This window comes from Arthrobacter sp. 2MCAF15 (assembly GCF_052115605.1).
In the GTDB taxonomy this organism is placed as follows: Bacteria; Actinomycetota; Actinomycetes; order Actinomycetales; family Micrococcaceae; genus Arthrobacter.
The window spans coordinates 369,949-394,782 of record NZ_JBFRGZ010000001.1; the positions used below are offsets into that span (position 1 = coordinate 369,949).

Below are 24,834 nucleotides of genomic sequence, written 5' to 3' on the forward strand. Positions count from 1 at the left end.
ACCGTGACTTCTTCTGAAAAAACCCCGTTCTACATCACCACGGCCATCACGTACCCCAACGGCGTGCCGCACATCGGCCACGCCTACGAGTACATCGCCACCGACGCGATGGCCCGCTTCAAGCGCCTGGACGGGTATGACGTCTTCTTCCTGACCGGAACCGACGAGCACGGCATGAAGATCGCCCAAGCCGCCGAGAAGGAAGGCGTCACGCCGAAGGAGCTGGTGGACCGGAACGCCGAGATCTACAAGGCGGCCCACGCCGCCCTGGGTGTCTCGTACGACCGCTTCATCCGCACCACCGACGCCGACCACTACGCGGCGTCGCAGGCCATCTGGAAGAGGATGGAGGCCAACGGGGACATCTACCTGTCCAAGTACGAGGGCTGGTATTCGGTCCGGGACGAGGCCTTCTACGTCGAGGACGAGACGGTCGTTAAGGACGACGGCGTCCGCTACTCCCGCGAATCGGACACCGAGGTGACATGGACGGCCGAGGAGAGCTATTTCTTCCGGCTCTCCGCCTACCAGGACAAACTGCTCGCACTCTACGAGGCCCACGCTGAGTTCGGTGCCCCGCAGTCGCGCTTCAACGAGGTCATCAGCTTCGTCCGGCGCGGGCTGGAGGACCTCTCCATCAGCCGCACCACGTTCGACTGGGGCGTCCCCGTGCCCGGCAATGACAAGCACGTCATGTACGTGTGGGTGGACGCGCTGACCAACTACCTGACCGGCGTCGGCTACCCGGACGTCGATTCGGAGTCCTTCAAGAAGTTCTGGCCGGCCGATGTCCACGTGATCGGCAAGGACATCTCCCGCTTCCACGCCATCTACTGGCCGGCGTTCCTCATGAGCGCCGGGCTGGAGCTGCCGAAGCGGATCATGATCCACGGCTTCCTGCAGAACAACGGCGTGAAGATGTCCAAGTCGCTGGGCAATGTGGTGGCGCCCTCGGACTTCGTGGCCCAGTACGGCCTGGACCAGGTGCGCTACTTCTTCCTGCGCGAGGTCCCCTTCGGCGCGGACGGCAACTACAACCACGAGGCAATCGTGGGCCGGATGAACTCGGACCTGGCCAACAACTTCGGCAACCTGGCCCAGCGGTCCCTGTCCATGGTGGCCAAAAACTGCGAGGGCCGCGTGCCGGCGCCCGGTGCGTTCACCGCCGAGGACACCGCGCTGCTCGAGCAGGCCAACGCTCTGCTGGACGCCGCCCGGGCAGCGTTTGAGAAGCAGGAGTTCAGCCGCGCGCTGGAGGCCATCTGGACCGTCCTGGGGGACACCAACGCCTACTTCGCCGAGCAGGCCCCGTGGGTGCTGCGCAAGACCGATGTCGAACGCATGAACACCGTGCTCTACGTGACGCTCGAGGTGCTGCGGATCGTCGCGATCCTCGCCCAGCCGGTCATGCCGACGGCGACGGCGGCGATCCTGCACACGCTCGGCCAGCCCGAGGGCGGGGCACGCCAGTTCTCGGCCGTCGGCACGCCGATCGCCGCCGGCACCGAACTGCCGGCCCCGGCTCCGGTGTTCCCGAAGTACGAGGAACCCGCCGAGGCCTAAGCCCGCAGGCCACTGACGCTCCCGCACCCCTGAACGGGGGTGCGGGAGCGTTTTTCGTCCCGGGCGTTTCGTCGGGACGGGCGTTCGAATAATGAGACGACTTGACCAGAATGTGGATGACTTGGCTACGCTGAAATCATGAGCGCATCCACGATTGATCTGGCAGTCATCCCGGGCGACGGCATCGGCCCGGAGGTCACGGCCGAAGCCCTAAAAGTCCTCGAGAAGGCCGCGGCCGCCGAGGGGATCGTGCTCCAGCAGACCCACTACAAGCTGGGTGCGGAGCACTGGCTCGAGACGGGGGAGACCCTGCCCGCGGCCACCCTCGCCGATCTGCGCACACGCGACGCCATCTTGTTCGGCGCCGTCGGGGCGGCCCCCGGCGATACCCGGATCCCCTCCGGCGTCATCGAGCGCGAACTGCTCCTGAAGCTGCGCTTCAGCCTGGACCACTTCGTCAATCTGCGGCCCTCGCGCCTGTACGCCAGCGTCGGCAGCCCGCTCGCCAACCCCGGCGAGATCGATTTCATCGTGGTCCGTGAAGGCACCGAGGGCCCCTATGTGGGCAACGGCGGCACCTTGCGTGCCGGCACCCCCCACGAGGTGGCCACCGAGGTTTCCCTGAACACCGCCCACGGCGTGGAGCGCGTGGTCCGCGACGCGTTCCGCCGGGCCAACGAACGCCCGCGCAAGAAGCTCACCCTCGTGCACAAGCACAACGTCCTGGTCTTCGCCGGCCAGCTCTGGAAGCGCACCGTCGAAGCCGTGGCCCAGGAGTTCCCCGAGGTCACCCACGACTACCTCCACGTCGACGCCGCCACGATCTTCATGGTCACCGATCCGGCCCGCTTCGACGTGATCGTCACCGACAACCTGTTCGGCGACATCATCACCGACCTCGCGGCAGCCGTGACCGGCGGGATCGGCCTGGCCGCCTCCGGCAACCTCAACATGGACCGCACCGCCCCGTCCATGTTCGAGCCCGTCCACGGTTCCGCCCCGGACATCGCCGGGCAGCAGAAGGCCGATCCCACAGCCGCCATCCTCTCCGCGGCACTGCTGCTGGACCACCTCGGCTTCACCGCCGCCGCCCGGAAGATCGAGGCCGCCGTAACGGCCGACGTCGAAGCCCGCGACGGTGCCTTCCGGAGCACCAGCGAGGTCGGCGACGCCATCGCGGCGGCGCTGTAGCCGCTGCCCTGCACCTCACCCCGAGGGGGCCGCAAAACCCCGCTGCCAACGGGCGTAAGCTTGTTTCGAATCACCAATATGCTGCCGTGGTCCGAGGGTGAACCACGTTCCCACACCAGGCAGCCGATCGTGGAGGAACCATGACTCAGACTGCCCATGGCGTCGAATTCACCCAGCACCCCTCGGAGACCCCGAAGTCTGCTGAAGAGCGTGCAGCCATCCTGGCGAACCCGGGATTCGGCGACTATTTCACTGACCACACCGCCATTGTCGACTACAGCGTCGACGCCGCAGGCAACGGTGGCTGGCACGACGCGCGGGTTGAGCCCTACGGCCCGATTTCCCTGGACCCGTCCGCCGCAGTGCTGCACTACGGGCAGGAAATCTTCGAGGGCCTCAAGGCCTACCGCCACGCTGACGGCTCGATCTGGACCTTCCGGCCCGAGGCCAACGCCGCCCGGCTGAACAGGTCCGCCCGCCGCCTGGCCCTGCCCGAACTCCCGGAAGAATACTTCCTCGGTTCCATCCGCGAACTCGTGGCGGCCGACAAGGACTGGGTGCCCTCCGGCGACGGCGAAGCCCTGTACCTGCGGCCCTTCATGATCGCCACCGAGGCGTTCCTTGGCGTCCGGGCAGCGCGTGAGGTCTCCTTCCGCGTCATCGCCTCCCCGGCCGGCAACTACTTCGGCGGCGAGCTCAAGCCCGTCTCCATCTGGATCTCCCGCGAATACGCCCGCGCCGGCCGCGGCGGAACAGGCGCCGCCAAGTGCGGCGGCAACTACGCCGCCTCCCTGATCGCCCAGCAGGAGGCCGAGGCGCACGGCTGCAAGCAGGTCCTTTTCCTGGACCACTTCAACGACGACGCGGTCGAGGAACTCGGCGGCATGAACGTCTTCTTCGTCATGAAGGACGGCTCGCTGGTCACCCCCGCGCTGTCCGGAACCATCCTTGAAGGTGTTACCCGGATGTCCGTGATCCAGGTGGCCAAGGACATGGGCCGGGAAGTCACCGAACGCAAGATCACCTTGGATGAGTGGCGCGACGGCGTCGCCTCCGGCGACATCGCCGAGGTCTTCGCCTGCGGGACGGCCGCGGTCATCACCCCCATCGGCGTGCTCAAGGACGCCACCGAGTTCATCGGCTCCGAGGACGCCACGGCGGGGGAGACCACCATGGCCATCCGCGCGCAGCTGCTCGGGATCCAGACCGGCACCGTGGAAGACACCCACGGCTGGCTGACCCGCCTCGCCTAGAGACTGAAATACGGCACGACGGCGGCCCCCACCTTCCGGTGACGGGCCGCCGTCGGCGTCTGCGGTCCCAGACCGGGCCCCCGTTGGGCCCTTTTCACCCGGCCGCCCGCAGTGCACAATGGGCACATGACGGGGCTGATCCAAGTTCTGGGCGTGATCTTCGGCGTCCTGCTCATCAGTGTCGGCATCATGGAGTCCTTTTTCATCCGGGACCAGCGCCTGCACCGGGTGTTCCTCCTCCAACCGGATGACGTCGAAACAGTCCGGCTGTGGACGTTCAATCTCGGCTTCTACAACGTCATCTGGGGGATCGGTGCCATTGCTGGCGCGATTGCCCTGGGCGGAGCCGAGGCCGCGGCCGGCGAGGCGCTCCTGATGTTCACGTGTGCGGCCCACGTGGCCCTGGGCCTGATCCTGTTCCTCTCCGAACGGCGGCTCTGGGGAAATGCCATTGCCGAAGCCGCCCTGCCGCTGGTCATCGGCGTCCTGCTGCTCGTCTAAGGGTGACGGACGGTCGAGGACACCGGTGCAGGGTCTCTTCAGTGCAAGGTCCCATCATTGCAGGGTCCCTTCAGTGCAAGGATGGTGGAGTGACTACCCAGAACTCCAGTGGCATTGTCCGTAGCAGCGAGCTGACCCGGTTCCGGCTCGCCCCGAACCCTGGCCCTATGAGCCTGGCCGGAACCAACTCCTATCTCATTTCCGCCCCGGGGGCGGAGGGCAGGGTGGCCGTCGATCCCGGGCCCCTCGATGAGCCGCACCTGCAGGCGCTGGCCGGCGACGGGCCGGTCGAGCTGATCCTGATCACGCACCGGCACGCGGACCACACCGCTGCGGCGGCGAGGTTTTCTGAGCTGACGGGCGCGCCGGTCCGGGCCGCGGATCCTGCCCACTGCCACGGCGCGGCCCCGCTGCTGGACGGCGAAACGATTTGGGCGGCCGGAACGGAGATCAGGGTGCTGGCGACGCCGGGCCACACGGGGGATTCGCTGTGCTTCCACCTGCCGAAGGACGGCACGCACGGCTCGGTCCTGACCGGTGACACGATTCTTGGCTCGGGCACCACGGTGCTGGACTACCCCGACGGGACCCTCCGCGACTACCTGGAATCGCTGGACCGGCTGGAGCGCCTGGGCCCGGCCACGGTTCTGCCGGCGCACGGGCCGGTGCTGCCCGCGCTCGACACCGTCGCCCGCGCCTACCGGGGTCACCGGCAGGGCCGGCTCGACCAGGTCCGGGCAGCCCTCGTTGCGCTGGGCGCAGAAGCAACCGTCGCCGCCGTCACCGACGCCGTGTACGCCGACGTCGACCCCTCCGTCCGCCGCGCCGCGGAACTCTCCGTGGCTGCCCAGCTGGACTACCTGCGCGGCTGACGCCGCTAGACCCGGGGCCGCTGTCGCAAAAGCCCCGGAGGCTGCCGGGACGGTAGGGTAGGAACCATGCGTATCGCCCGGTTTGTAGTCGATTCTGATCCCCTTTACGGCATCGTGGAAGGTGAACCCGGCAGTGAGGAAGTCACTGTCATCAAGGGTGACCCCTTCTTCCACGGCGTCGAACGAACCCCCACGAAGCACAAGCTGGAAGACGTCCGCCTGCTGGCGCCGATCATTCCGCGCAGCAAGGTGATCGGCGTGGGCCGCAACTTCGCTGAGCATGCCAAGGAACTGGGCAACGAGGTCCCGGAGCAGCCCCTGCTTTTCCTCAAGCCCAACACCTCCGTGATCGGGCCCAACGATCCCATCGTCCTGCCCGAGTTCTCCGAGGACGTCTCCTTCGAGGCCGAGCTGTGCGTTGTTATCGGCCGGATCTGCAAAGACGTACCCGAGGACCGGGTGCACGACGTCATCTTCGGCTACACCTGCGGCAACGACCTCACCGCCCGCGACGTCCAGAAAACGGACCTGCAGTGGGCCCGGGCCAAGGGCTTTGACACCTCGGCCCCGCTTGGCCCGTGGATCGAGACCGAGCTGGACACTGAAGACCTGCAGATCCGGGGCCGGCTCAATGGCGAACTGCGCCAGGACGGCAGCACGAACCAGATGATCCGCGGCGTCCGGGAGCTCGTCTCCATCGTCTCGCAGGCTTTCACGCTGCTGCCCGGCGACGTCATCATGACCGGCACCCCGGCCGGCGTCGGCGCCATCCAGGCAGGGGACCGCTACGAGGTCGAAATCGAGGGCATCGGACGCCTCTCCAACCCGGCGGTCCGCCGCTAACTGCTCCGCCAGGAGGAAGCCGCACCGTTTTCGGGCAGCCGCACCGTGGATCCACGGTGCGGCTGTCCGTTTTCGTAGCGGTATTCCGGGCAAGTAGTGATGGCAGGGATTGGTAATGTTGGTACCACTATGACTACTGCTTCCGCGTCCGACGCCGTTTCCAGCTCCGCCCCGCTTGCCGCCCCCGCCGGTGAAGTCACCGCTGACACCCCGGTCCGGGTGCGGTTTTGCCCGTCGCCCACGGGCACCCCGCACGTCGGCCTGATCCGCACCGCCCTGTTCAACTGGGCCCACGCCCGGCACACCAAGGGCACCTTTGTGTTCCGGATCGAGGACACGGACGCGGCCCGCGACTCGGAGGAGAGCTACCAGCAGCTGCTTGAGGCCCTCAAATGGCTTGGCATCACCTGGGAAGAAGGCGTGGAAGTCGGCGGTCCGCACGAGCCCTACCGTCAGTCGCAGCGGCTGGACCTCTACAAGGACGTCGTGGCCAAGCTGATCGACGCCGGCTACGCCTACGAGTGCTACTCCTCCCCGGAGGAAGTCGAGGCCCGCCACCGCGCCGCGGGACGCGACCCCAAGCTTGGTTACGACAACTTTGACCGGGAGCTCTCCGAAGAGCAGCTCGCCGCGTTCAAGGCCGAGGGCCGTCAGCCCGTGCTGCGCGTCCGCATGCCGGATACGGACGTCACCTTCACGGACATGGTCCGCGGCGAGATCACCTTCAAGGCCGGCAGCATCCCGGACTACGTCATTGTCCGTGCCGACGGATCCCCGCTGTACACCCTGGTCAACCCGGTGGATGACGCCCTCATGGGGATCACCCACGTGCTCCGGGGCGAGGACTTGCTCTCCTCCACACCCCGCCAGGTGGTGTTGATCCGGGCCCTCATGGACATCGGCGTGGCCAGCTACATGCCGGTCTTCGGCCACCTGCCGTACGTCATGGGCGAGGGCAACAAGAAGCTCTCCAAGCGCGACCCCCAGTCCAACCTGTTCCTGCTCCGGGACCGCGGCTTCATCCCCGAAGGCCTGCTCAACTACCTGTCCCTGCTCGGGTGGAGCCTCTCCGCGGACGAGGACATCTTCACCGTGGACCAGCTGATCGAGCACTTCGACGTCAACGACGTCCTGGCCAACCCCGCCCGTTTCGACATCAAGAAGGCCGAGGCCATCAACGGCACCCACATCCGGATGCTGGACCCCGAGGACTTCCACGGCCGCCTGGTGCCCTACCTGCAGGCCGCCGGCCTGGTCGGGGAGAGCCTCACCGCCCGAGAGGAGGAGATCCTGGCCGAGGCCGCCCCGCTGATCCAGGAGCGCATTTCGCTGCTGGGCGAAGCCCCCGAGATGCTCGCGTTCCTGTTCAAGGCAGACGACGCGATCGACGTCGCCGACGACGCCCGCAAGGGGCTGCCGGAGAACCTCACCGAGGTGCTCGACGCCGCCTTGTCCGCACTGGAGCCCGTTGCTGACTGGACGGCCGAGAACATCCAGGCCGCCCTGAAGGAGGCCCTCGTGGAAGGCCTCGGCGTCAAGCCGCGCCTGGCCTTCGGCCCGGTCCGAACGGCCGTCTCGGGCCGCCGGATCTCCCCGCCCCTGTTCGAATCCATGGTCATCCTGGGCAAGGATTCCTCCCTCGCCCGGCTGCGTGCCTTCCGCGGCTGACATGCTGGCAGCAGGGCTGGGCGCGGGAGTTGTCCAAGGGATCCTCTTTGATATCGACGACACGCTGGTGGACCTCGAATTCTCCATGACGTCCGCACTCCGCGACGTCAGCGAGCACCTCCTGCCCGGCCTTGACGAGGCCGGGTGGGAGAAGTTCGGGCGGATCTTCACCCACGAGACAACCCACTTCTACGACCGCTACCTGGCCGGCGAGATCACGTTCAACGAACAGCGGCTGCTCCGCGGCCGGGCAGCGCTGGGCTACTTCGGCGTCGAACTGGCCGACGGCGAGCAGGCCCACCACTGGGTGAGTTCCTACGCGAGCCGCCAGCACGGCTACATCCGGGCGTTCGACGACGTCGGCCCCCTGCTGGACGCCCTGGACGCCGCTGGCATTCCGTACGGTGCCGTGAGCAATAACGTCCATGATTACCAGCGGGTAAAACTGGACGCGGCCGGGCTGGAACGGATCACCGTCCTGGTGGGCACCGATACTGTCGGCGTCGCCAAACCCGACCCTGCCATCTACCTCGAGGGTGTCCGGCGGATCGGTACCGGACCCGGCCAAACGCTGTACGTCGGGGACAACCGGCTGCTCGACGCGGAAGGCTCGACGGCGGCCGGCCTCCTGGGCGTCTGGCTGAACCGCGGCGGGGAGCCGGCCTCGGGCTTCGTTGGCCGCGAGGTCGGCTCCCTGCTGGAGCTGCTGGCGTAGGGGAAGCCGCGGTGACATCGGCTTTACTAAAGACCGTGTAGTATTTCGTTCGACTYCAAATCTCAGTGGCATAGGCGGCATCGCCAACAAACGGATGGGGGATCCGTGCATAGAGCTATGGCCAGATACTATCGGGGGCTAGTGATTGGCTTGGCGGTTGCCGGCCTAATGTTGGCAGGCGTGGGGCCCGTGCAAGCGGTGCCGTCTGTCAAGGTCTTGCATGTGTTCCTGGCGGCAGGCCAGTCGAACATGTCCGGCCGCGGGCTTCCCGTCGGCGGAGCCAACGACGCAGAGGATCCAAGGATCTTCCAATACGGCGCAAAACTTCGCACCTTTCGGCCGGCGACGGTTCCCTTGGACATGCACGACGCTGCGACAGGGATCTCGCCCGCGACCACCATGGCCCGTGAGTACTTGAAAACCCAGGCCGCCAACGTCGGGGTCCTCATCATCCCCGCGGCGCACGGCAAAACCGGATTCACAAGGGCTCCGGGTACCCTCACCTGGTCGGTCGGTGCTGCGATTTCGCCGGCATCCGACCTCCCCGGTCTCGCAGTCACCCAGACTCTTGAGGGTATTGCGGCGGCGAGGGCGGCTGGCTACGTGGTGGAGCTCAAAGGCATTCTTTGGCACCAGGGCGAAAACAACTCTGCGATGTCCACGGCGGCATATAGCTCAAAGCTGGACCAGCTGATTGAATTCTTCCGGACGAAGCTCGCGGCGCCAAATCTGCCCTTTGTGCTCGGCCGCATGGCCCCGGAGGGAATTGCGGTCGTTCCGGGCCGGAGCAACGTGGACGAGAGTCAACAGGAAACCCCGGCGCGTGTGCCCTACACCGGGTTCGCTGCGTCCGAGGCCGGGGGTGTCAACGCCGGCGATATCACTCACTTCTCCAGGACCGGTATTCAGTATCTGGGGCGAACGTACCTCGCCGCCTATTGGCACGCTGCCCATGTAGCTTCCATCCCGCTGAACGCACCGATACCGAAGATCCGGGGGACCGCGATGGTCGGGACCACGCTAACCGTTGTGCCCGGCGCCTGGGGCCCCGGACAGGTCTCGTTGGCCTACCAGTGGTTCCGCTCCCATATTGCCATCAGTGGAGCTACCCGTGCTGCGTATACGTCGGGTGCCGCCGATCTCGGGAGAACCCTGACGGTGGAGGTCACGGGATCCAAGGCCGGGCACCCCTCCCGTTCGAGAATGTCGTCCGGCACGGCCAAGGTGGTCCGTAGAAGCCTCACCTCAGCCGTGCCGTCGATCCGGGGGACGGCGAAAGTCGGGGCAACGCTGACCGCGGTTCCCGGCGCCTGGGGCCCTGGACGTGTCGCGTTTGCCTATCAGTGGTACCGCTCGCATGTCGCCATCAGTGGAGCCACCCGCAATACGTACAGGCCCGGTTCGGCTGATCGGGGGAGAACCCTCACGGTGGAGGTCACGGCTTCCAAAGCCGACTACACCACCACTTCGAGGAGTTCGACCGCTGCAGCAAAGGTGGCTGGCGCAAGCTAGGACGACCGCGCCGAGGACTGCTTCTTCCGCAGCGCCAGAAAGGCACCCACGGAACCAAGGGCCAGCACAGCCACGAGTCCCAGTGCCGTGGCGGCGTCGGACTGCCGGATCATGCTGGTGGGAGATACCGCCGCGGCCCCGGAATACAGCGTTCCGGTGCCGTCAGCAATCCGGGCGTTGCCGTCGGCGAGCTTGTCCGCCCCCGTGGCCAGCTGCGAGGAGCCGGTCGCCAGCTTGGTGTTGCCGGCCGAGAGCTGGGAGGCCCCGGACGCCAGAGCCTGGGATCCACCGAGCAGGCCCGGGTTGGCCGGATCGCCGGGAACGCCATTGATGCCGGAGTTCAGCGCCACGGTTCCGTCGGCAAGTCGGGAGGTGCCGTCGGTCATCCGTGCGGCGGCCTTCAGCAGGCCCGGGTGTTCGGGATCGCCGGGGACGCCGTCCATCCCGACACGGATCTTGGATGTGCCCTCGGCCAGGAGCCGGGTGCCCAGGACGACGCCTGGGCTGGCCGGGTCCTGGCTGTTGAGCTTTCCGGCCAGCATGGCGAATCCCGCCGTGAGCTTGCCCGTTCCCGCGTGCAACTGGCCTGCGCCGTCCCGCAGACGCTTCGCGCCGGCCTGAAGCTGGCTGGCGCCGGCGTCCAGCTTGTGTGCGCCGGCGGTGATCTTGGCGATCTTGTCCTTCACCACGGACAGCGGTACGAGGCCCTGGACCGGATCGTTCGCCGCAGCCTGCAGCAGTTCCATGGCCTGCGCCAGTGCCGCTGTCCCGGTTCCGGCCTCCGGGTTACCGTTGGCGCCCCGGTAACCCTTGAGCTGGTCTGTTCCACCTGCCAGGGCAACAGTGCCCCCGGCCAGCTGGGCGGCGCCGCCGTCGAGCTGCGTGGCTCCGTCTGCGAGGTTGTTCTGGGCGTTGCCCGCCGGCGTAGGGGTCAGCGCGGCGGACAGCTGCACGGCCCCCGCCGCGAGCTTCTGCGCGCCGTCGTCGACTTTGTAGACGCCCGGTGCCAGCTTGCTGTTGACATCCGTTTGGATCTTGACGGCACCCGCGGCCAAGTCGCCGGCACCGGCCTGGAGCTTGTCCGCTCCGGGTGCCAGTTTGGTGCTGATGCCCGAGTAGATCTTGTCCGCCCCCGCGGAGAGCTTGCCGGCCCCGGTATCGGCCTGGCTGGCGCCGTTGGCGAGTTTTCCGGCGCCGTCCTCTAGCTGGCCGGCTCCGGCTGAAGCCTGGGCGGCCCCGTCCTTGAGTTTCGCAGAACCGTCCGTGATGCGGCCTGTGACGAGGGTATAGAACCCCAGCAGGGCGATGAGCAGCAGCGCCAGGGTGGCGATGGCGAATTGCTGCGCACGGGTCCGGGTCTTGCTGGTGGCGGCACGACTCAGTGACACAGGTGTTTCCTCTCGACGTTCCCGCCGGCAGCGGCTCTGCTGCCGGCCACCCCGGTCAGTGTGATGCAGCTAACACTGGAAATTGAGCGCAAAGCTGCCCTCAGCGGCGTGGGGGAGGGGTGGTTACTCGTTGGTAACTTACCGAGCGTAAACTTGTTTCGCCCGGATTGGCAAGGGCGGACCAGGATTTTCCGGTGGTTGAAACGGGGTTCGGCCTGCCCAGCCCACCCGGCCCCGTGGCCGCCCGCCCGATTTGTGCAAGTGAAAACTCTCGGGTAAAGTAATTACTCGTGCTGAGGCGCCGGGAGCGAGGGTTTGGACCCAGTCATCCGGTCCTGAAGTGCCATTGGGATATGGTGTAATTGGCAACACTACGGTTTCTGGTACCGTCATTCTAGGTTCGAGTCCTGGTATCCCAGCTCTGAAAACTCACGGATTTTCGGGAGTATTTGGAAGTTTCGAAGCGGCTTTGCCGATTTGAAACAGCGACCAAATGTATGAAACAATCATTTGGCTTGAACGGCAGGAATGCTGTTCTGGAGAGTACGCGGCCCCATCGTATAGCGGCCTAGTACGCTGCCCTCTCACGGCGGTAACGCGGGTTCGAATCCCGCTGGGGTCACAATGGAAACGGTCCCGGGCATTAGCCCGGGGCCGTTTTGTTTTGCCCGGATCCGGTGGCGCTTCCTCAGTCGCTCCGGCTCGCGCCTCCGCCCCCGGCGAATGTCCGATCGCGGCTAAAGCCCGGCAGCGGCGTCGCGGACCTTGATCATGGTGCGGAGATTGCGGGTGGTGGTGGTTGCCTTGTACTTGGCCTTCGAGGAGAGCTTGCTGATAGGGCTCTCCAGGGTTCCTCCGGTGGGGGCTAGCCATGCCAGGGCTTCCGGTCCCAGCCGGGTGAGCTCGGCACCGTCCAGGGCGCTGCCCGATTCAAAGAGCTCCGAGAGTGCCGCCTCATCCGAGGCTAGTGTCAGGTAGGTGTGGGTGGACGCGTCGTCGGCCGGGTAGGGGCACGCCTCGACGAGTACCGCCACGCGGTCCGAGGTCAGAACCACCACCCAGGCGTCGTAGCCGAAGGTTTCCCGTAGGCAGGCCTCAAACTCCCGCTTAACGCCGGCAGGATCCAGATCGCTGGCCAGCACCACATTCCCGCTGGCCAGCAGCGTTTTAACGTCTGAAAACGGCCGAGACTTCAGTGCGACCGTGAGGTCGGCCATCTTGATGTTGATGCCGCCCACATTGATGCCCCGGAGGAATACTGCATAGCTGTTCATGGGCACAGCATACTTAGTCGTTGGTCTGCCTAGTCGTTGGTCTTGCTTAGTCGTTGGTCTTGCGCAGTGCCTCGGTCAGGATGCGGCCGGCGTTGCAGACCACTTCGGCGTGCAGCCGCCCCGGCTGGCGGGTCAGGCGCTCGATGGGCCCGGAAATGGACACCGCGGCAATCACGCGGCCGGACGGCCCGCGGACCGGGGCCGAAACGGAGGCGACCCCCGGCTCGCGTTCACCCAGGCTCTGACCCCAGCCCCGGCGTCGTACTCCCGCCAGAACGGTGGGGGTGAAGCGGGCCGACTGGAGGCCTTCCAGGAGCCGGTCGTGGTCTTCCCAGGCCAGTAGCACCTGGGCGGCCGAGCCGGCCTTCATGGACAGCTGGGTGCCAACGGGAATTGTGTCGCGCAGGCCGATGGGGCGCTCGGCGGAGGCCACGCAGACGCGCCAGTCGCCCTGGCGGCGGAAGATCTGCGCGCTCTCGCCGGTGGCGTCGCGCAGCTGCATCAGCACGGGGCCGGCGGAGGCGATGAGGCGGTCCTCGCCTGCGGCGGAAGCCAGTTCCACCAGGCGGCTCCCGAGTACGAACCGGCCCTGGATATCGCGGCTCACCAGCCGGTGGTGCACCAGGGCGAGAGCCAGCCGGTGCACGGTGGGCCGAGCCAGCCCCGTGGCCGCCACCAGCTGCGCCAAGGTGGTGGGGCCGGCCTCAAGTGCGTCAAGCACATGGGCCGCTTTATCGATGACACCGACTCCACTAGAATTGTCCATGTAATGATATTGACGTCTCATTATCTGAGATGCAAGTCAACGCGCTGGCGTATTACTTGGCTGTGCTGGTTCAGTGGAACTAACAGCCCGCGTAGGGACGCACATTTACTTACCGCAGTGAAGGGAGCAGGCCGTGGCAAAGACACTGGCCGAGAAAGTCTGGGACGCGCACGTAGTGCGCAAGGGGGACGGCGAAGGAGCCAACGCCCAGCCGGACCTCCTCTTCATCGACCTCCACCTGGTGCACGAGGTGACGTCGCCGCAGGCGTTTGAAGGCCTGCGGCTCGCCGGGCGCAAGCTGCGCCGGCCGGACCTCACCATAGCCACCGAGGATCACAACACTCCCACGCTGGACATCGACAAGCCAATTGCCGATCTCACGAGCCGGACCCAGATCCAGACCCTGCGCAACAACTGCCAGGAGTTCGGTGTCCGCCTGCACTCGCTCGGTGACGCCGAGCAGGGCATCGTCCACGTGGTCGGACCCCAGCTGGGCCTCACGCAGCCGGGCATGACCGTGGTCTGCGGCGACTCGCACACTTCAACCCACGGCGCCTTCGGAGCCCTCGCCATGGGCATCGGCACCTCCGAGGTGGAGCACGTCATGGCCACCCAGACGCTGTCCCTGAAGCCGTTCAAGACCATGGCCATCAATGTTGAGGGCACGCTGCGGCCCGGTGTGAGCGCCAAGGACATCATCCTGGCCGTCATCGCCAAGATCGGCACCGGCGGCGGGCAGGGCTACGTGCTGGAGTACCGTGGCTCGGCCATCCGTGCCCTGTCCATGGAAGCCCGGATGACCATCTGCAACATGTCCATCGAGGCCGGCGCCCGCGCCGGGCTGGTGGCCCCGGACCAGACCACGTACGACTACATGTACGGCCGCCCGCACGCGCCCCAGGGCGCCGAGTGGGATGCCGCCGTCGAATACTGGAACACCCTGAGCACCGACGACGGCGCTGCGTTCGACGTCGAGGTGGACCTGGACGCCAACACCCTGGAACCATTCGTGACCTGGGGGACCAACCCGGGCCAGGGCGTGTCCCTGTCCGCGAAGGTGCCCTCGCCGGAGGACTTCGGCGACGAGAACGCCAAGGCTGCCGCCGAACGCGCCCTGCAGTACATGGGCCTGGAGGCCGGCACGCCGATGAAGCAGATCCGGGTGGACACAGTGTTCCTGGGCTCCTGCACGAACTCCCGCATGGAGGACCTCCGGGCCGCCGCCGACATTGTCCGGGGACGGACCAAGGACCCGGCCGTGCGCATGCTCGTGGTGCCCGGATCCGCCCGTGTCCGGCTTGAGGCCGAAGCCGAGGGCCTGGACAAAGTCTTCAAGGACTTCGGTGCCGAGTGGCGCTTTGCCGGCTGCTCCATGTGCCTGGGCATGAACCCGGACCAGCTGGAGGTGGGGGAGCGCTGCGCCTCCACGTCCAACCGCAACTTTGAGGGACGCCAGGGCAAGGGCGGCCGCACGCACCTCGTCTCGCCTGTTGTCGCAGCGGCGACGGCGGTCCGCGGCACGCTGAGCTCGCCGTCGGATCTGGACCCCGCCCCGGAGTCCGCGGCGCTCCGGGTCGACGCCCTTTAGTCCCGGCCGCGCAGCCTCCGCCGCACCGCCCGATCCACTTAGCCCGATCCACTTAGCCCTGATCCATACAGTCCCGAAGGATCCGCCATGGAAAAGTTCACCACCCACACCGGAATCGGTGTCCCTCTGCGCCAGAGCAACGTCGACACGGACCAGATCATCCCCGCCGTCTACCTCAAGCGCATCACCCGCACCGGCTTTGAGGACGCGCTCTTCGCCGCCTGGCGCAAAGACCCGTCCTTCATCCTGAACCAGGCGCCGTTCAACGAGGGATCCGTCCTGGTGGCGGGCCCCGACTTCGGCACCGGCTCGTCGCGCGAGCATGCCGTCTGGGCACTGAAGGACTACGGCTTCAAGACCGTCCTGTCCTCCCGCTTTGCCGACATCTTCCGCGGCAACTCCGGCAAGCAGGGCCTCCTGGCCGCCGAGGTCGCCCAGGACGACATCGAGCTCATCTGGAAAGAACTCGAGAACGCACCCGGCACCGAGGTTACGGTGGACCTCGTGTCCAAGACCGTGCAGTGCGGCAACATTGTGGCGCCGTTCGAGATTGACGACTACACACGGTGGCGCCTCCTGGAAGGCCTGGACGACATCGGGCTGACGCTGCAGCACGAACCCGATATCACGGCGTACGAGGCCACCCGGCCCTCCTTCAAGCCCAAGACGCTTCCTGCCCGGTTGTCCTGAGGCCCCAGGGCTGAGCCGCCAGGTCTTCTGGCAGTAATCGCGTAGTGATGACGTGCCGCCGTCGAGTTGAAAGACTCGACGGCGGCACTTGTCTTTTGGCGGGGCTGGCGTTCGCAGTTCTCATGGCCTGGCCCTCCGACTTCATGTTTCGCTGGCCCTATGCCACCGCGGTTGCAGAGCGCTGACCGTTCTTGAGGGCCTTCGCCCGGTGCCGGAGCTTGCGTCGGTGCAGGGACCCCGGCCAATCCGTTCCGAACGTACTCGAGTCCATTGGAGCTATTCCGGAAAACGGATCCAAGTGTGCGGGCGGCCATAGGAAGCTGTTCCTGACAACGGCGTTCCGGGCAGGGGTGGTGCGGTGGAGTGGTAGGTGTGGCCGGTGGGGGTGGTGAGTTTGATGGTGTGGCGTGGTCCTGGGCGTGGGACGGCGGTCCAGACGTGGGCGCGGACGTTATGGCTTTGTGCGTCCGTTCACGAATCGTGGCGACGCAAGGCTTGCGCCGAGTCCTCCCGCCACAGTGGCAGGGGGACAACATCCTGGCTTCGCCCTGACTCATCCAACAGATGTCCGAGCCGTTTATACGTGCGAACCACCGCCTGCCGGGTGATTACCGTGCTTCCCGGCGCCCGGGCTGCCAGCTCCCGCTCGTGCCCCTGGACTTCTAGATAGTCGCGGACCCACAGTGTCACCAAAAGGTTCTGGGTACCTAGTACCTGCGCGCTCAAGCGGCAGCTTGGCAGTCCCGCGAAGTATCGGCCGATGGAGTCCACATGGGTCGCAGGAACGTTGAGGCTCAGGCTCACCTCCCGCAGGCCCTGCTGGCCGGCGACGGAAGTATCGCACCTCATCGTCATGTAGCCGGACGCCAGAAACCGTTCCACCCGCCGTCGGGCCGTCTGGGGCGACACACCGGAGGCGGCGCCCAGCTCTGCCCAACTGGCCCGACCATCGCGAGCAAGCTCCTCCAGCAGGGTGGCGTCCAGCCGGTCGGGGGCATACGCGGGCGGTGGCGGAGTGGACTCCTTCGCCATGAGCCGGGCCCGCGCTGGTTCCAGGGTTCCGCTGCGCCACTCCGAGGCCTGCCGATAGAGCTGTGTAACGAAGACAACCTCCCTGCGCGTCACACCTGGCAGGTCCGCGAAGGCGCCCGTGACGATCGCCATGAGTTCCTCATGGCTTGATGCGAAACAGTCCACGAACAAGTCGTGGGCTCCTGACACCAGGGAAACCGTCCCGAAAGCGGGTTCCGCGCAGAGCCGCTGAATGAGGGCCTCGTGCTCGCCCGGCACCGAGGACAGAAAGACAAAAGCGGACCAACCGGCGCTGAGGTACCGCGGTCCTGGAGACGGGGTGATCCACGCGAGTCCCTGTTCCGCGAGTGCATTCCAGCGTCGGGAAACGGTGGGGCCGGAGAGGCCAAGGACGTCCCCCACGCGGGCCCAGTCGGCCCTCGGATTGATCTGCAGGGCGTTTACGATTTCGAGATCCAATTCAGAGATCATGGCTGATTCTTTCAAATTTCTCGATGTGTTGGGGATTGAGAGCAATATCGGAGTCGTGGATGGGGCCGAAGCTAACGTTGTGACTCGCATCACTCCAATTCAGGTGTCCCGAGTCCCAAGGAAGCAATATGACAAGCAAGACAGTCCCACCGACGACGGCGGCGATCACCCGCCGAACGATCGCCGGCATGGTCGTGGCGATGGCCGTGATCGAATCACTCAGTGGCGTCACCCAGGGGTACTTGAACCCCATCCTGCCCGCCCTCGGGCCCGTCTTGTCGATCGATGATCCGACCATCAACGGCATCTTCCTGATCTCCAACGTCAGTTTCGCCGTGCTCACGCCCATCATCTCCCGGCTCGGAGACAGTTACGGCTACCGGCTGGTGCTCCGCTGGTCAACTGCGGTGGTCGCTGCGGGAGTGCTCATGATGGCCCTCTGGCCGTCCCTGGCCACCGTGACCGTGGGCGTCGTCCTGCTCACCTGCGTCGTGGGCTTCATCCCGCTCATGATGGGAATCCTGAGGGTCAGCAGCCCAGCTCACACCCGCACCGGAGTCAGCGTGATGATAGCCATGCTCATGATCATGGTCGGTGCAGGCGGGCTGCTGGCGGGGATTGTGGGCGTCAGCGACCCCACGCTCGGATTTTGGGTGGCGGTTCCGTTCGCCGTCGCGGCGCTGGTCTCTTCTTTCTTGTTGCCCGACGCCGGAACTCCCACCCGGGAAGGAATTGCCCTGGTGCCATTGATGGCCTGTTCCGTCGGCCTGATCGGCTTCGTCGTCGCCCTTTCGATGGGGCCGGACTGGGGCTGGCTCGATGCGCGGACGCTCGGATCCGGCCTCGTTGGACTGGCGCTGCTGGCCTTCTGGGCCCGGATAGACGCAAGGGGCCCTGAGCAGGGAAAGAAGTTCGTGGATCTGCGCATGCTTGCAAACCCGCGTATCCGGGCAGTCTCGCTGGCCACCTTCTTCTTCGGCTTCGCATCCATCAGCTACTTCGGCACCAACGGTATCTTCCTGCACGCCAACCCCGACAAGACCGGCTATGGATTCGCCCTCAGCCCACTCATGATCGCCATCGTCCTTGCCGCCGCATCCGTGCTCTCATTCGCGTCGTCGATGTTGACCGCGCGGGCGCTCAAGGCGTTCGGCGAGCGGGCCACGCTGGTCTTCGCCGGACTGCTGCTCGCGGGTGGTTTCGTGGTGATGATCGCTGTGCACGGCTCCCTGGCCGGGTACTGTGTCGGGTTCGCCATGTTCAACTTGAGCCTCGGCATGTATCAGGCCGGGACCCGCTCGCTTTCCGTCGAGGGTGTCGCGCTGGAGGAGACCTCGACGGCGGCCGGACTCAACGAGCTGGCACTGTCGGTTGGCATTGCGGTGGGTGCCGCCGTCGTCAAGCTCCTCTCGTCATCGTCGGCGGAGTCCGGGCGCATCACCGAGGTTGGCCTCGTATCCATCTGGGGAGCGCTCGCAATGGCTGCATTGATCGCGGCGGCAGCCTCAGCACGCTATCCGCAGCGTCAGTCAGCGCAGGTCCTTCCGTGAACCCGGCTACGCTGACGCCGGCAGGATTTGCCACTTCCTCCATTGCCTCCATGGCTGAGATCCACGGCCGAATCTCCGCGGCATTGGAGCGCTGGCAGCCCAAGATTCTGCGGCTGAGCCACGCGATCCACGCCGATCCGGAACTCAGCGGCGAAGAGTTCCGGGCCGCCAAACGGGCCGCCGTGCTGTTGCGGGCCGCTGGCTTTAGCTTCGACGGCCCCCAGCCTGCATCTCCGACCGCTTTCACTGCCCGGTACGGAAACGGCCAGCTTGTAGTGGCCCTCTGCGTCGAATACGACGCACTGCCGGCCATTGGACATGCCTGCGGACACAACGTGAACGCCGCCAGTGCCGTGGGTGCGGCGCTGGCACTGGCTGCCGTGGCGGACGACCTTGGCATCACCGTCAAGGTGCTCGGCACCCCCGCCGAAGAGACGACCGGCGGAAAGGTGGATCTCATCGAAGAGGGCCACTTCGACGACGTCGCCCTGGCGATGATGGCCCATGCGGGTGCCGAGGACGTCATCGGCGGTTCATCCTTGGCCATGTGCATGTGGGATGTGCTGTACGAGGGGCGTCCGGCCCATGCAGCAGCGGCGCCGGCCGAAGGTATCAACGCCTTGGACGCACTGGTGGTCGCCCAAACGGCCATTGCCCTGGCCCGGCAACAGCTTCCGCCGGGATCCATCGTGTCGCTGATCGTCACGGAAGGCGGGAGCGCCGTCAACGTTATCCCTGAGCGGGCCCGGGCCAGCGTGGAAATGCGCTCGCCGAACCTTGCGACACTCCGGGTGATCGAGGAAAAGGTCCGGCGCTGCCTGGAGGCCGGTGCTCTTGCCAGCGCCGCAACGCTGAAGGTCACGCCGGCCGGGAACGCCTATGCCGAGCTGAGGCAGGACAGTTTCCTCTCCGAGGCCTACCGTGCCGCGATGGCCGTCCGGGGGAGGGACGTCACCTTCAACGCCAAACCGGTGGCTTCCACGGACATGGGAAACGTCTCTCAGCTGGTGCCGAGCATCCACCCGCTGCTTGGCTACGACGTGGGCGGCGCAGCCCATCACACGGCGGAGTTCGCCGCCTACGGGTCCTCCGCTTCTGCGGATCGGGCGGTGCTGGACGGTGCGTTCGGCCTGGCTGCGGCGGCCAGCGCCGCGGCAGGGGATCCCCGGCAACGTGCCCGCCTGCTTTGCGGCAACTCTCGCTGACACTGCGGTCCCACGGCGCCGCGCATGCGGCGCCGTGCGCCTCGCCATATCCGCTCAGCCGAACCCAACACGCGGCCCTTCGAACCGCCCTGTATTTCAGATCGGTAACGGATGCTCCTATGCTTAGCTGGAGCCTTTGTAAGGATTTGGGGGCGAGTAGTCGTGAGGAAACCGGTATATGAGTAGTGTTCTGACAATCCGCGGAGGCGTCCCGCTAACTGGCCGCGTCACCGTTCGCGGGGCCAAGAATCTTGTCCCCAAGGCCATGGTTGCCGCCCTTCTGGGCAACGAACCGTCGGTGTTGCGCAACGTGCCTGAAATTAAGGACGTCGAGGTTGTCACAAGCCTGCTCCAGCTCCACGGCGTCAGGGTCGACAAGGACCCCGTCACGGGCGATCTGACCCTTGACCCGAAGGGCGCCAAGACCGCCTCCAGCACGGCCATCGACGCCCACGCCGGCGATTCGCGCATCCCGATCCTGCTCTGCGGGCCGCTGATCCACGCGATCGGCGAGGCCTTCATCCCCGACCTGGGCGGCTGCAAGATCGGCGACCGCCCGATCGACTACCACCTGAACGTCCTGCGCCAGTTCGGCGCCGTCGTGGAAAAGCGCCCCGGCGGAATCCACATTTCCGCGCCCAACGGGCTCAAGGGCGCGAAGATTGCCCTGCCCTACCCGTCCGTCGGCGCCACAGAGCAGGTCCTGCTGAGCGCCACCCGCGCCGAAGGCATCACCGAGCTCTCCGGCGCGGCCACCGAGCCGGAAATCGTTGACCTCATCGCCGTGCTGCAGAAGATGGGCGCGATCATCAGCGTCCAAACCGACCGCACCATCCGGATCGAAGGCGTCCGGGACCTCGGCGGATACAACCACCGTGCCCTCTCGGACCGCAACGAATCGGCCTCCTGGGCTTCCGCTGCACTCGTCACCCGCGGCGACATCTTCGTCGAGGGCGCCACGCAGCGGGACATGATGACGTTCCTGAACACCTACCGCAAGGTTGGCGGCGGAATGGACATCGGCGACGACGGCATCCGCTTCTACCACCGCGGCGGCAAGCTCAACCCGCTGGTCCTCGAAACGGACGTGCACCCCGGATTCATGACGGACTGGCAGCAGCCCCTCATCGTCGCCCTGACCCAGGCCGAGGGCGTATCGATTGTCCACGAGACGGTGTATGAGAACCGGTTCGGCTTCACCGATGCGCTGATCCGCATGGGCGCCAACATCCAGGTCCACCGCGAGTGCCTCGGCAGCGTGCCCTGCCGCTTCGGCCAGCGCAACTTCCTGCACTCCGCCGTCATCTCCGGACCCGCGCAGCTCAAGGGCACCGACATTGACGTCCCGGACCTGCGCGGCGGATTCAGCCACCTCATCGCCGCACTGGCCGCCACCGGCACCTCGCGCGTCACGGGAATCGACATCATCAACCGCGGCTACGAGCGCTTCACGGAGAAGCTCGCGGGCCTCGGCGCCGATTTCGACATCACGTCAGCCAAGTAGCGGGGACCTGGTGAAGGAATCGGCCAAGAGCCACGCCACGTTTGTGGCCGTCGCCGGGATTGTCCGGCCTGTGATGAACCTGTTGATGAACAAGAAGTGGGAAGGCCTTCAGAAGCTGCCCGCCGGGGGCTTCATCGCCGCGCCCAACCACTGCACGGAGATCGACCCACTGGTGGTGGGGCACATGCTCTACAACCAGAAGCGGATGCCGCACTTCCTCGCCAAGGCCGGCCTCTTCAAGGTGCCCGTCTTGGGCGCGGTGCTGCGGTCCACCAAGCAAATCCCGGTGGAACGCTCGACGACGGGGGCGAACCGTTCGCTGCAGCTCGCCAAGGAGATTGTCAACGAAGGCGGGGCGATCATCATCTACCCCGAGGGAACCCTGACCCGGGACCCGGCGCTGTGGCCGATGAAGGGTCACACCGGTGCCGCGCGCATGGCATTGGAGAGCGGCATTCCCGTGGTGCCCATGGCCCATTGGGGCGCCCAGGAGGTCTTCCCGCGGTATGCGAAGCGTTTCTACATCTTTCCCCGCAAGACCTCCCGCCTGGTGGTGGGGGATCCCGTTGACTTGAGCGCCTTCGAAGGCCGCCCGCTGGACAGGCAGACGCTTACGGCAGCCACGAATGTCATCATGGACGCCATTACGGCCCTTCTGGCGGAACTGCGCGGCGAACAGCCGCCCGCGCAGCGCTGGGATCCGGCCGCGCACAACCAGTCCACACACGGCCGCATGGTCGAGCGTGGCACAACGCCAGGAACAACGAAGACGGCAAGCAAAGGTCCCGACGCCGGCGCTGACGTCGCGCCGGAAGCAGCCGCCGGGACAGGCGCCAACCCAACCGAGGGCACCGGCAAGAACTCGGACGCTGCAGGCACAACCGCCGCCACGGGAACCGACCCGGACGGCACCGCGTGACGGCGGCCAGCCGCGGATCCGATTCCGCCACCACCGTGGCCGTCCTGGGAGCAGGCTCCTGGGGCACCACGTTCGCCAAGGTCGTCGCCGACGCCGCCACCGCCTCCGGGGTCGAACGAAGCGTCCGCCTCTGGGGCCGGCGCCCGGAAGTCGTGGAGCAGATCAACACCCTGCACCGCAATGAGCAGTACCTGAAGGGCATCTCGCTGCCGTCCAGCATCACCGCGTCCACGGACGTCGCCGAGGTCCTCGCCGGCGCGGAAGTGGTCATCCTGGCCGTTCCGGCACAGACCCTGCGGCCCCAACTGCAGGCCTGGAAACAGCATTTGGCGCCCGGCGCCGTCGTCGTGTCCCTCATGAAGGGCCTCGAACTGCACACCGATGCCCGCATGAGCGAGGTCATCTGCGAGGAACTTGGCCTGGCCGCCAACCGGGTGGCCGTGGTTTCAGGTCCCAACCTGGCCATGGAGATCGCCCGGGAAGAGCCAACGGCGTCCGTTGTGGCCTGCACGGATCCGGTCGCGGCCGGCTGGATCGCCCGGACATGCACCGCACCCTACTTCCGCCCGTACACCACGAACGATGTGATCGGCGTGGAAATCGGGGGGATCGTCAAGAACGTCATCGCCCTGGCCGTGGGAATTTGTGAAGGCAAGAAGATGGGGGACAACACCAAGGCCTCGGTCATCACCCGCGGCCTTGCCGAGACCTCCCGGTTGACACTGGCGCTGGGCGGGGAGGCCCGCACCATGGCTGGGCTCGCCGGCCTGGGTGACCTTGTGGCCACTTGTTCGTCCCCCCTGTCCCGAAACCACACGGCCGGCCGGCTGCTTGGCAAGGGGTTGACACTCGAGCAGGTCACCGCCGAGATGAAGCAAACGGCTGAAGGCATCAAGTCCAGCCAGGCGGTTCACGAACTCGCCGGGAAGCTCGGCGTCGACATGCCCATCACGGCAGCCGTCGTCGCCGTACTGGCCGGAAAATTGTCCGTAGATGAACTGGGTCCGCTGCTGCTGTCCCGGGACCTGAAACCCGAAGGCGACTACTGAGCGTGTCAGAGAAAAATGTGAGCACTGAAGGCCGTACGAGCCAGTCCAAACCCCGCGTCGCGGTGCTTTTTGGCGGCCGTTCCAGCGAGCACGCCGTCAGCTGCGTGACAGCCGCCGGTGTCCTGGGCGCCATCGACAAGGACAAGTACGACGTCATCCCCATCGGCATCGCCAAGACCGGCCAGTGGGTCTTGGCTTCCGGCGCCACCAGCGAGTGGTCGCTCTCGGCGTCGTCGCTGCCTGAAGTGGCGCCTTCGACGCAGACCGTAGCCCTGGCCGAGATCGGCGGCGAGCACCAGCTGATCGTGGCCTCCCCGAACGCGGTCCCGCAAGAGCTTGGCGCCGTCGACGTCGTCTTCCCGCTGCTGCACGGGCCGTTCGGCGAAGACGGCACCGTCCAGGGCCTCCTGGAGCTCTCTGACACCCGCTACGTCGGTGCCGGCGTGCTGGCGTCCGCCGTCGGCATGGACAAACACTTCATGAAAGTAGTCTTTGAATCGGCCGGTCTCCACGTGGGACCGTACATCGCCGTGACCGACCGCCAGTGGCGCAATGATCCTGAGTCCGTCCGCAAGCGCGTGGACCAGCTCGGCTTCCCGGTGTTCGTCAAGCCTGCCCGGGCGGGCTCTTCGATGGGCATCTCCAAGGTGGATTCCCTCGAGGGCCTGGATGCCGCAATCGCGGCGGCCCGCGAGCATGACCCCAAGCTGGTCATCGAGGCCGGCATCACGGGACGCGAAATTGAATGCGCCGTGCTGGAAGGCCGGGGGACCGATGCCCCCAGGACGTCCATGCCGGGCGAGATCTCCGTGGCCGGCGGCGGGCACGAATTCTATGACTTCAACGCCAAATACGTGGACGACGCCGCCGCACTCAGCTGCCCGGCCGACCTCCCCGAGGAAGCGATCACCCGGGTCCGGGAACTTGCCGCGGTCGCCTTCGACGCCGTCGGCGGTGAGGGACTGAGCCGGGTGGACTTCTTCTACACGCCTGAGGGCGAACTGATCATAAACGAGATCAACACGATGCCCGGGTTTACGCCCAAGAGCATGTACCCGCAGATGTGGAAGGCCTCAGGCCTGGGATATGCGGAGCTGATCGACGAGCTGATCCACCTGGCGCTGCACCGCAAGACCGGCCTGCGCTAGGCCCCACCCACCGGCACCCTAACCTCGCTCCGCTTAGGTCAGGGAACCCTGCCGGCGTGGACCCACCACTGGCACCCTAACCTCGCTCCGCTTAGGTCAGGGAACCCTGCCGGCGTGGACCCACCACTGGCA

20 protein-coding genes, 2 tRNA genes and 1 pseudogene are annotated in these 24,834 nt (G+C 66.3%); 19 read left to right on the forward strand and 4 right to left on the reverse strand.

Going from position 1 to position 24,834, the window contains the following annotated elements; genetic code table 11:
- The first annotated feature begins 3 nt into the window (after positions 1-3).
- The 9 genes from metG to AB4089_RS01670 all read left to right on the forward strand — a co-directional run bounded on the left by metG (position 4) and on the right by AB4089_RS01670 (position 10,118).
- Positions 4-1,563: a methionine--tRNA ligase gene (gene metG, locus AB4089_RS01630; protein WP_441407579.1), complete on the forward strand. Its 1,560-nt coding sequence runs from the start codon at positions 4-6 to the stop codon at positions 1,561-1,563.
- Positions 1,564-1,701: 138 nt separating this feature from the next.
- Complete coding sequence (locus AB4089_RS01635) at positions 1,702-2,754, forward strand: 3-isopropylmalate dehydrogenase (protein WP_441407580.1); 1,053 nt, start codon at positions 1,702-1,704, stop codon at positions 2,752-2,754.
- Between the two features lie 140 nt (positions 2,755-2,894).
- The gene (locus AB4089_RS01640) at positions 2,895-4,007 is read left to right on the forward strand and encodes a branched-chain amino acid aminotransferase (protein WP_441407581.1); all 1,113 of its coding nucleotides are present in this window, start codon (positions 2,895-2,897) and stop codon (positions 4,005-4,007) included.
- Positions 4,008-4,133: 126 nt separating this feature from the next.
- Complete coding sequence (locus AB4089_RS01645) at positions 4,134-4,508, forward strand: DUF1304 family protein (protein WP_441407582.1); 375 nt, start codon at positions 4,134-4,136, stop codon at positions 4,506-4,508.
- Positions 4,509-4,597: 89 nt separating this feature from the next.
- Positions 4,598-5,380: an MBL fold metallo-hydrolase gene (locus AB4089_RS01650; RefSeq protein ID WP_441407583.1), complete on the forward strand. Its 783-nt coding sequence runs from the start codon at positions 4,598-4,600 to the stop codon at positions 5,378-5,380.
- A 66-nt stretch (positions 5,381-5,446) separates the two neighbouring features.
- Complete coding sequence (locus AB4089_RS01655) at positions 5,447-6,223, forward strand: fumarylacetoacetate hydrolase family protein (protein WP_441407584.1); 777 nt, start codon at positions 5,447-5,449, stop codon at positions 6,221-6,223.
- A gap of 129 nt (positions 6,224-6,352) precedes the next feature.
- Entirely contained in the window at positions 6,353-7,891 is a 1,539-nt protein-coding gene (gene gltX, locus AB4089_RS01660; RefSeq protein ID WP_441407585.1) for a glutamate--tRNA ligase, read from the forward strand.
- Position 7,892: 1 nt separating this feature from the next.
- Positions 7,893-8,606: an HAD family hydrolase gene (locus tag AB4089_RS01665; protein WP_441407682.1), complete on the forward strand. Its 714-nt coding sequence runs from the start codon at positions 7,893-7,895 to the stop codon at positions 8,604-8,606.
- A 180-nt stretch (positions 8,607-8,786) separates the two neighbouring features.
- Complete coding sequence (locus tag AB4089_RS01670) at positions 8,787-10,118, forward strand: sialate O-acetylesterase (protein ID WP_441407586.1); 1,332 nt, start codon at positions 8,787-8,789, stop codon at positions 10,116-10,118.
- Here AB4089_RS01670 and AB4089_RS01675 read toward each other — a convergent pair.
- The gene (locus AB4089_RS01675; protein ID WP_441407587.1) at positions 10,115-11,506 is read right to left on the reverse strand and encodes a hypothetical protein; all 1,392 of its coding nucleotides are present in this window, start codon (positions 11,504-11,506) and stop codon (positions 10,115-10,117) included. The genes AB4089_RS01670 and AB4089_RS01675 overlap by 4 nt on opposite strands.
- 347 nt (positions 11,507-11,853) lie before the next feature.
- On the opposite strand from AB4089_RS01675, the gene AB4089_RS01680 reads away from it, so the two are divergent.
- Both AB4089_RS01680 and AB4089_RS01685 read left to right on the forward strand, forming a co-directional pair.
- A tRNA-Gln gene (locus tag AB4089_RS01680) sits at positions 11,854-11,925 on the forward strand.
- 130 nt (positions 11,926-12,055) lie between these two features.
- Positions 12,056-12,128 (forward strand) — tRNA-Glu (locus AB4089_RS01685).
- Positions 12,129-12,243: 115 nt separating this feature from the next.
- Here the strand turns inward: AB4089_RS01685 and AB4089_RS01690 are convergent.
- The gene (locus AB4089_RS01690) at positions 12,244-12,780 is read right to left on the reverse strand and encodes a DUF1697 domain-containing protein (protein ID WP_441407588.1); all 537 of its coding nucleotides are present in this window, start codon (positions 12,778-12,780) and stop codon (positions 12,244-12,246) included.
- A gap of 46 nt (positions 12,781-12,826) precedes the next feature.
- Positions 12,827-13,546: an IclR family transcriptional regulator gene (locus tag AB4089_RS01695; protein ID WP_390204725.1), complete on the reverse strand. Its 720-nt coding sequence runs from the start codon at positions 13,544-13,546 to the stop codon at positions 12,827-12,829.
- A gap of 133 nt (positions 13,547-13,679) precedes the next feature.
- Between AB4089_RS01695 and leuC the strand changes: the two genes are divergently transcribed.
- Together leuC and leuD are read left to right on the forward strand one after the other, a co-directional pair.
- Positions 13,680-15,134: a 3-isopropylmalate dehydratase large subunit gene (gene leuC / locus AB4089_RS01700; RefSeq protein WP_441407589.1), complete on the forward strand. Its 1,455-nt coding sequence runs from the start codon at positions 13,680-13,682 to the stop codon at positions 15,132-15,134.
- Between the two features lie 87 nt (positions 15,135-15,221).
- Positions 15,222-15,824, forward strand: a complete 603-nt coding sequence (gene leuD / locus AB4089_RS01705) for a 3-isopropylmalate dehydratase small subunit (protein WP_441407590.1) — start codon at positions 15,222-15,224, stop codon at positions 15,822-15,824.
- Positions 15,825-16,295: 471 nt separating this feature from the next.
- On the opposite strand, the gene AB4089_RS01710 is transcribed toward leuD, so the two are convergent.
- Entirely contained in the window at positions 16,296-17,327 is a 1,032-nt protein-coding gene (locus AB4089_RS01710) for an Lrp/AsnC family transcriptional regulator (RefSeq protein WP_441407591.1), read from the reverse strand.
- A gap of 128 nt (positions 17,328-17,455) precedes the next feature.
- On the opposite strand from AB4089_RS01710, the gene AB4089_RS01715 reads away from it, so the two are divergent.
- From AB4089_RS01715 to AB4089_RS01740, 6 genes and pseudogenes are all read left to right on the forward strand, one after another.
- Entirely contained in the window at positions 17,456-18,877 is a 1,422-nt protein-coding gene (locus tag AB4089_RS01715) for an MFS transporter (protein ID WP_441407592.1), read from the forward strand.
- 50 nt (positions 18,878-18,927) lie between these two features.
- Positions 18,928-20,082, forward strand: coding sequence for an amidohydrolase (locus AB4089_RS01720; RefSeq protein ID WP_441407593.1), 1,155 nt, complete (start codon positions 18,928-18,930; stop codon positions 20,080-20,082).
- A gap of 178 nt (positions 20,083-20,260) precedes the next feature.
- Positions 20,261-21,586: a UDP-N-acetylglucosamine 1-carboxyvinyltransferase gene (gene murA, locus AB4089_RS01725; RefSeq protein WP_028278332.1), complete on the forward strand. Its 1,326-nt coding sequence runs from the start codon at positions 20,261-20,263 to the stop codon at positions 21,584-21,586.
- A 10-nt stretch (positions 21,587-21,596) separates the two neighbouring features.
- A pseudogene (locus AB4089_RS01730) lies at positions 21,597-22,337 on the forward strand (lysophospholipid acyltransferase family protein); the annotation flags it as partial.
- 164 nt (positions 22,338-22,501) lie between these two features.
- Positions 22,502-23,554, forward strand: a complete 1,053-nt coding sequence (locus tag AB4089_RS01735) for an NAD(P)H-dependent glycerol-3-phosphate dehydrogenase (protein ID WP_441407594.1) — start codon at positions 22,502-22,504, stop codon at positions 23,552-23,554.
- Positions 23,555-23,556: 2 nt separating this feature from the next.
- Positions 23,557-24,702, forward strand: a complete 1,146-nt coding sequence (locus AB4089_RS01740) for a D-alanine--D-alanine ligase family protein (RefSeq protein ID WP_441407595.1) — start codon at positions 23,557-23,559, stop codon at positions 24,700-24,702.
- The last annotated feature ends 132 nt before the right edge of the window (positions 24,703-24,834 follow it).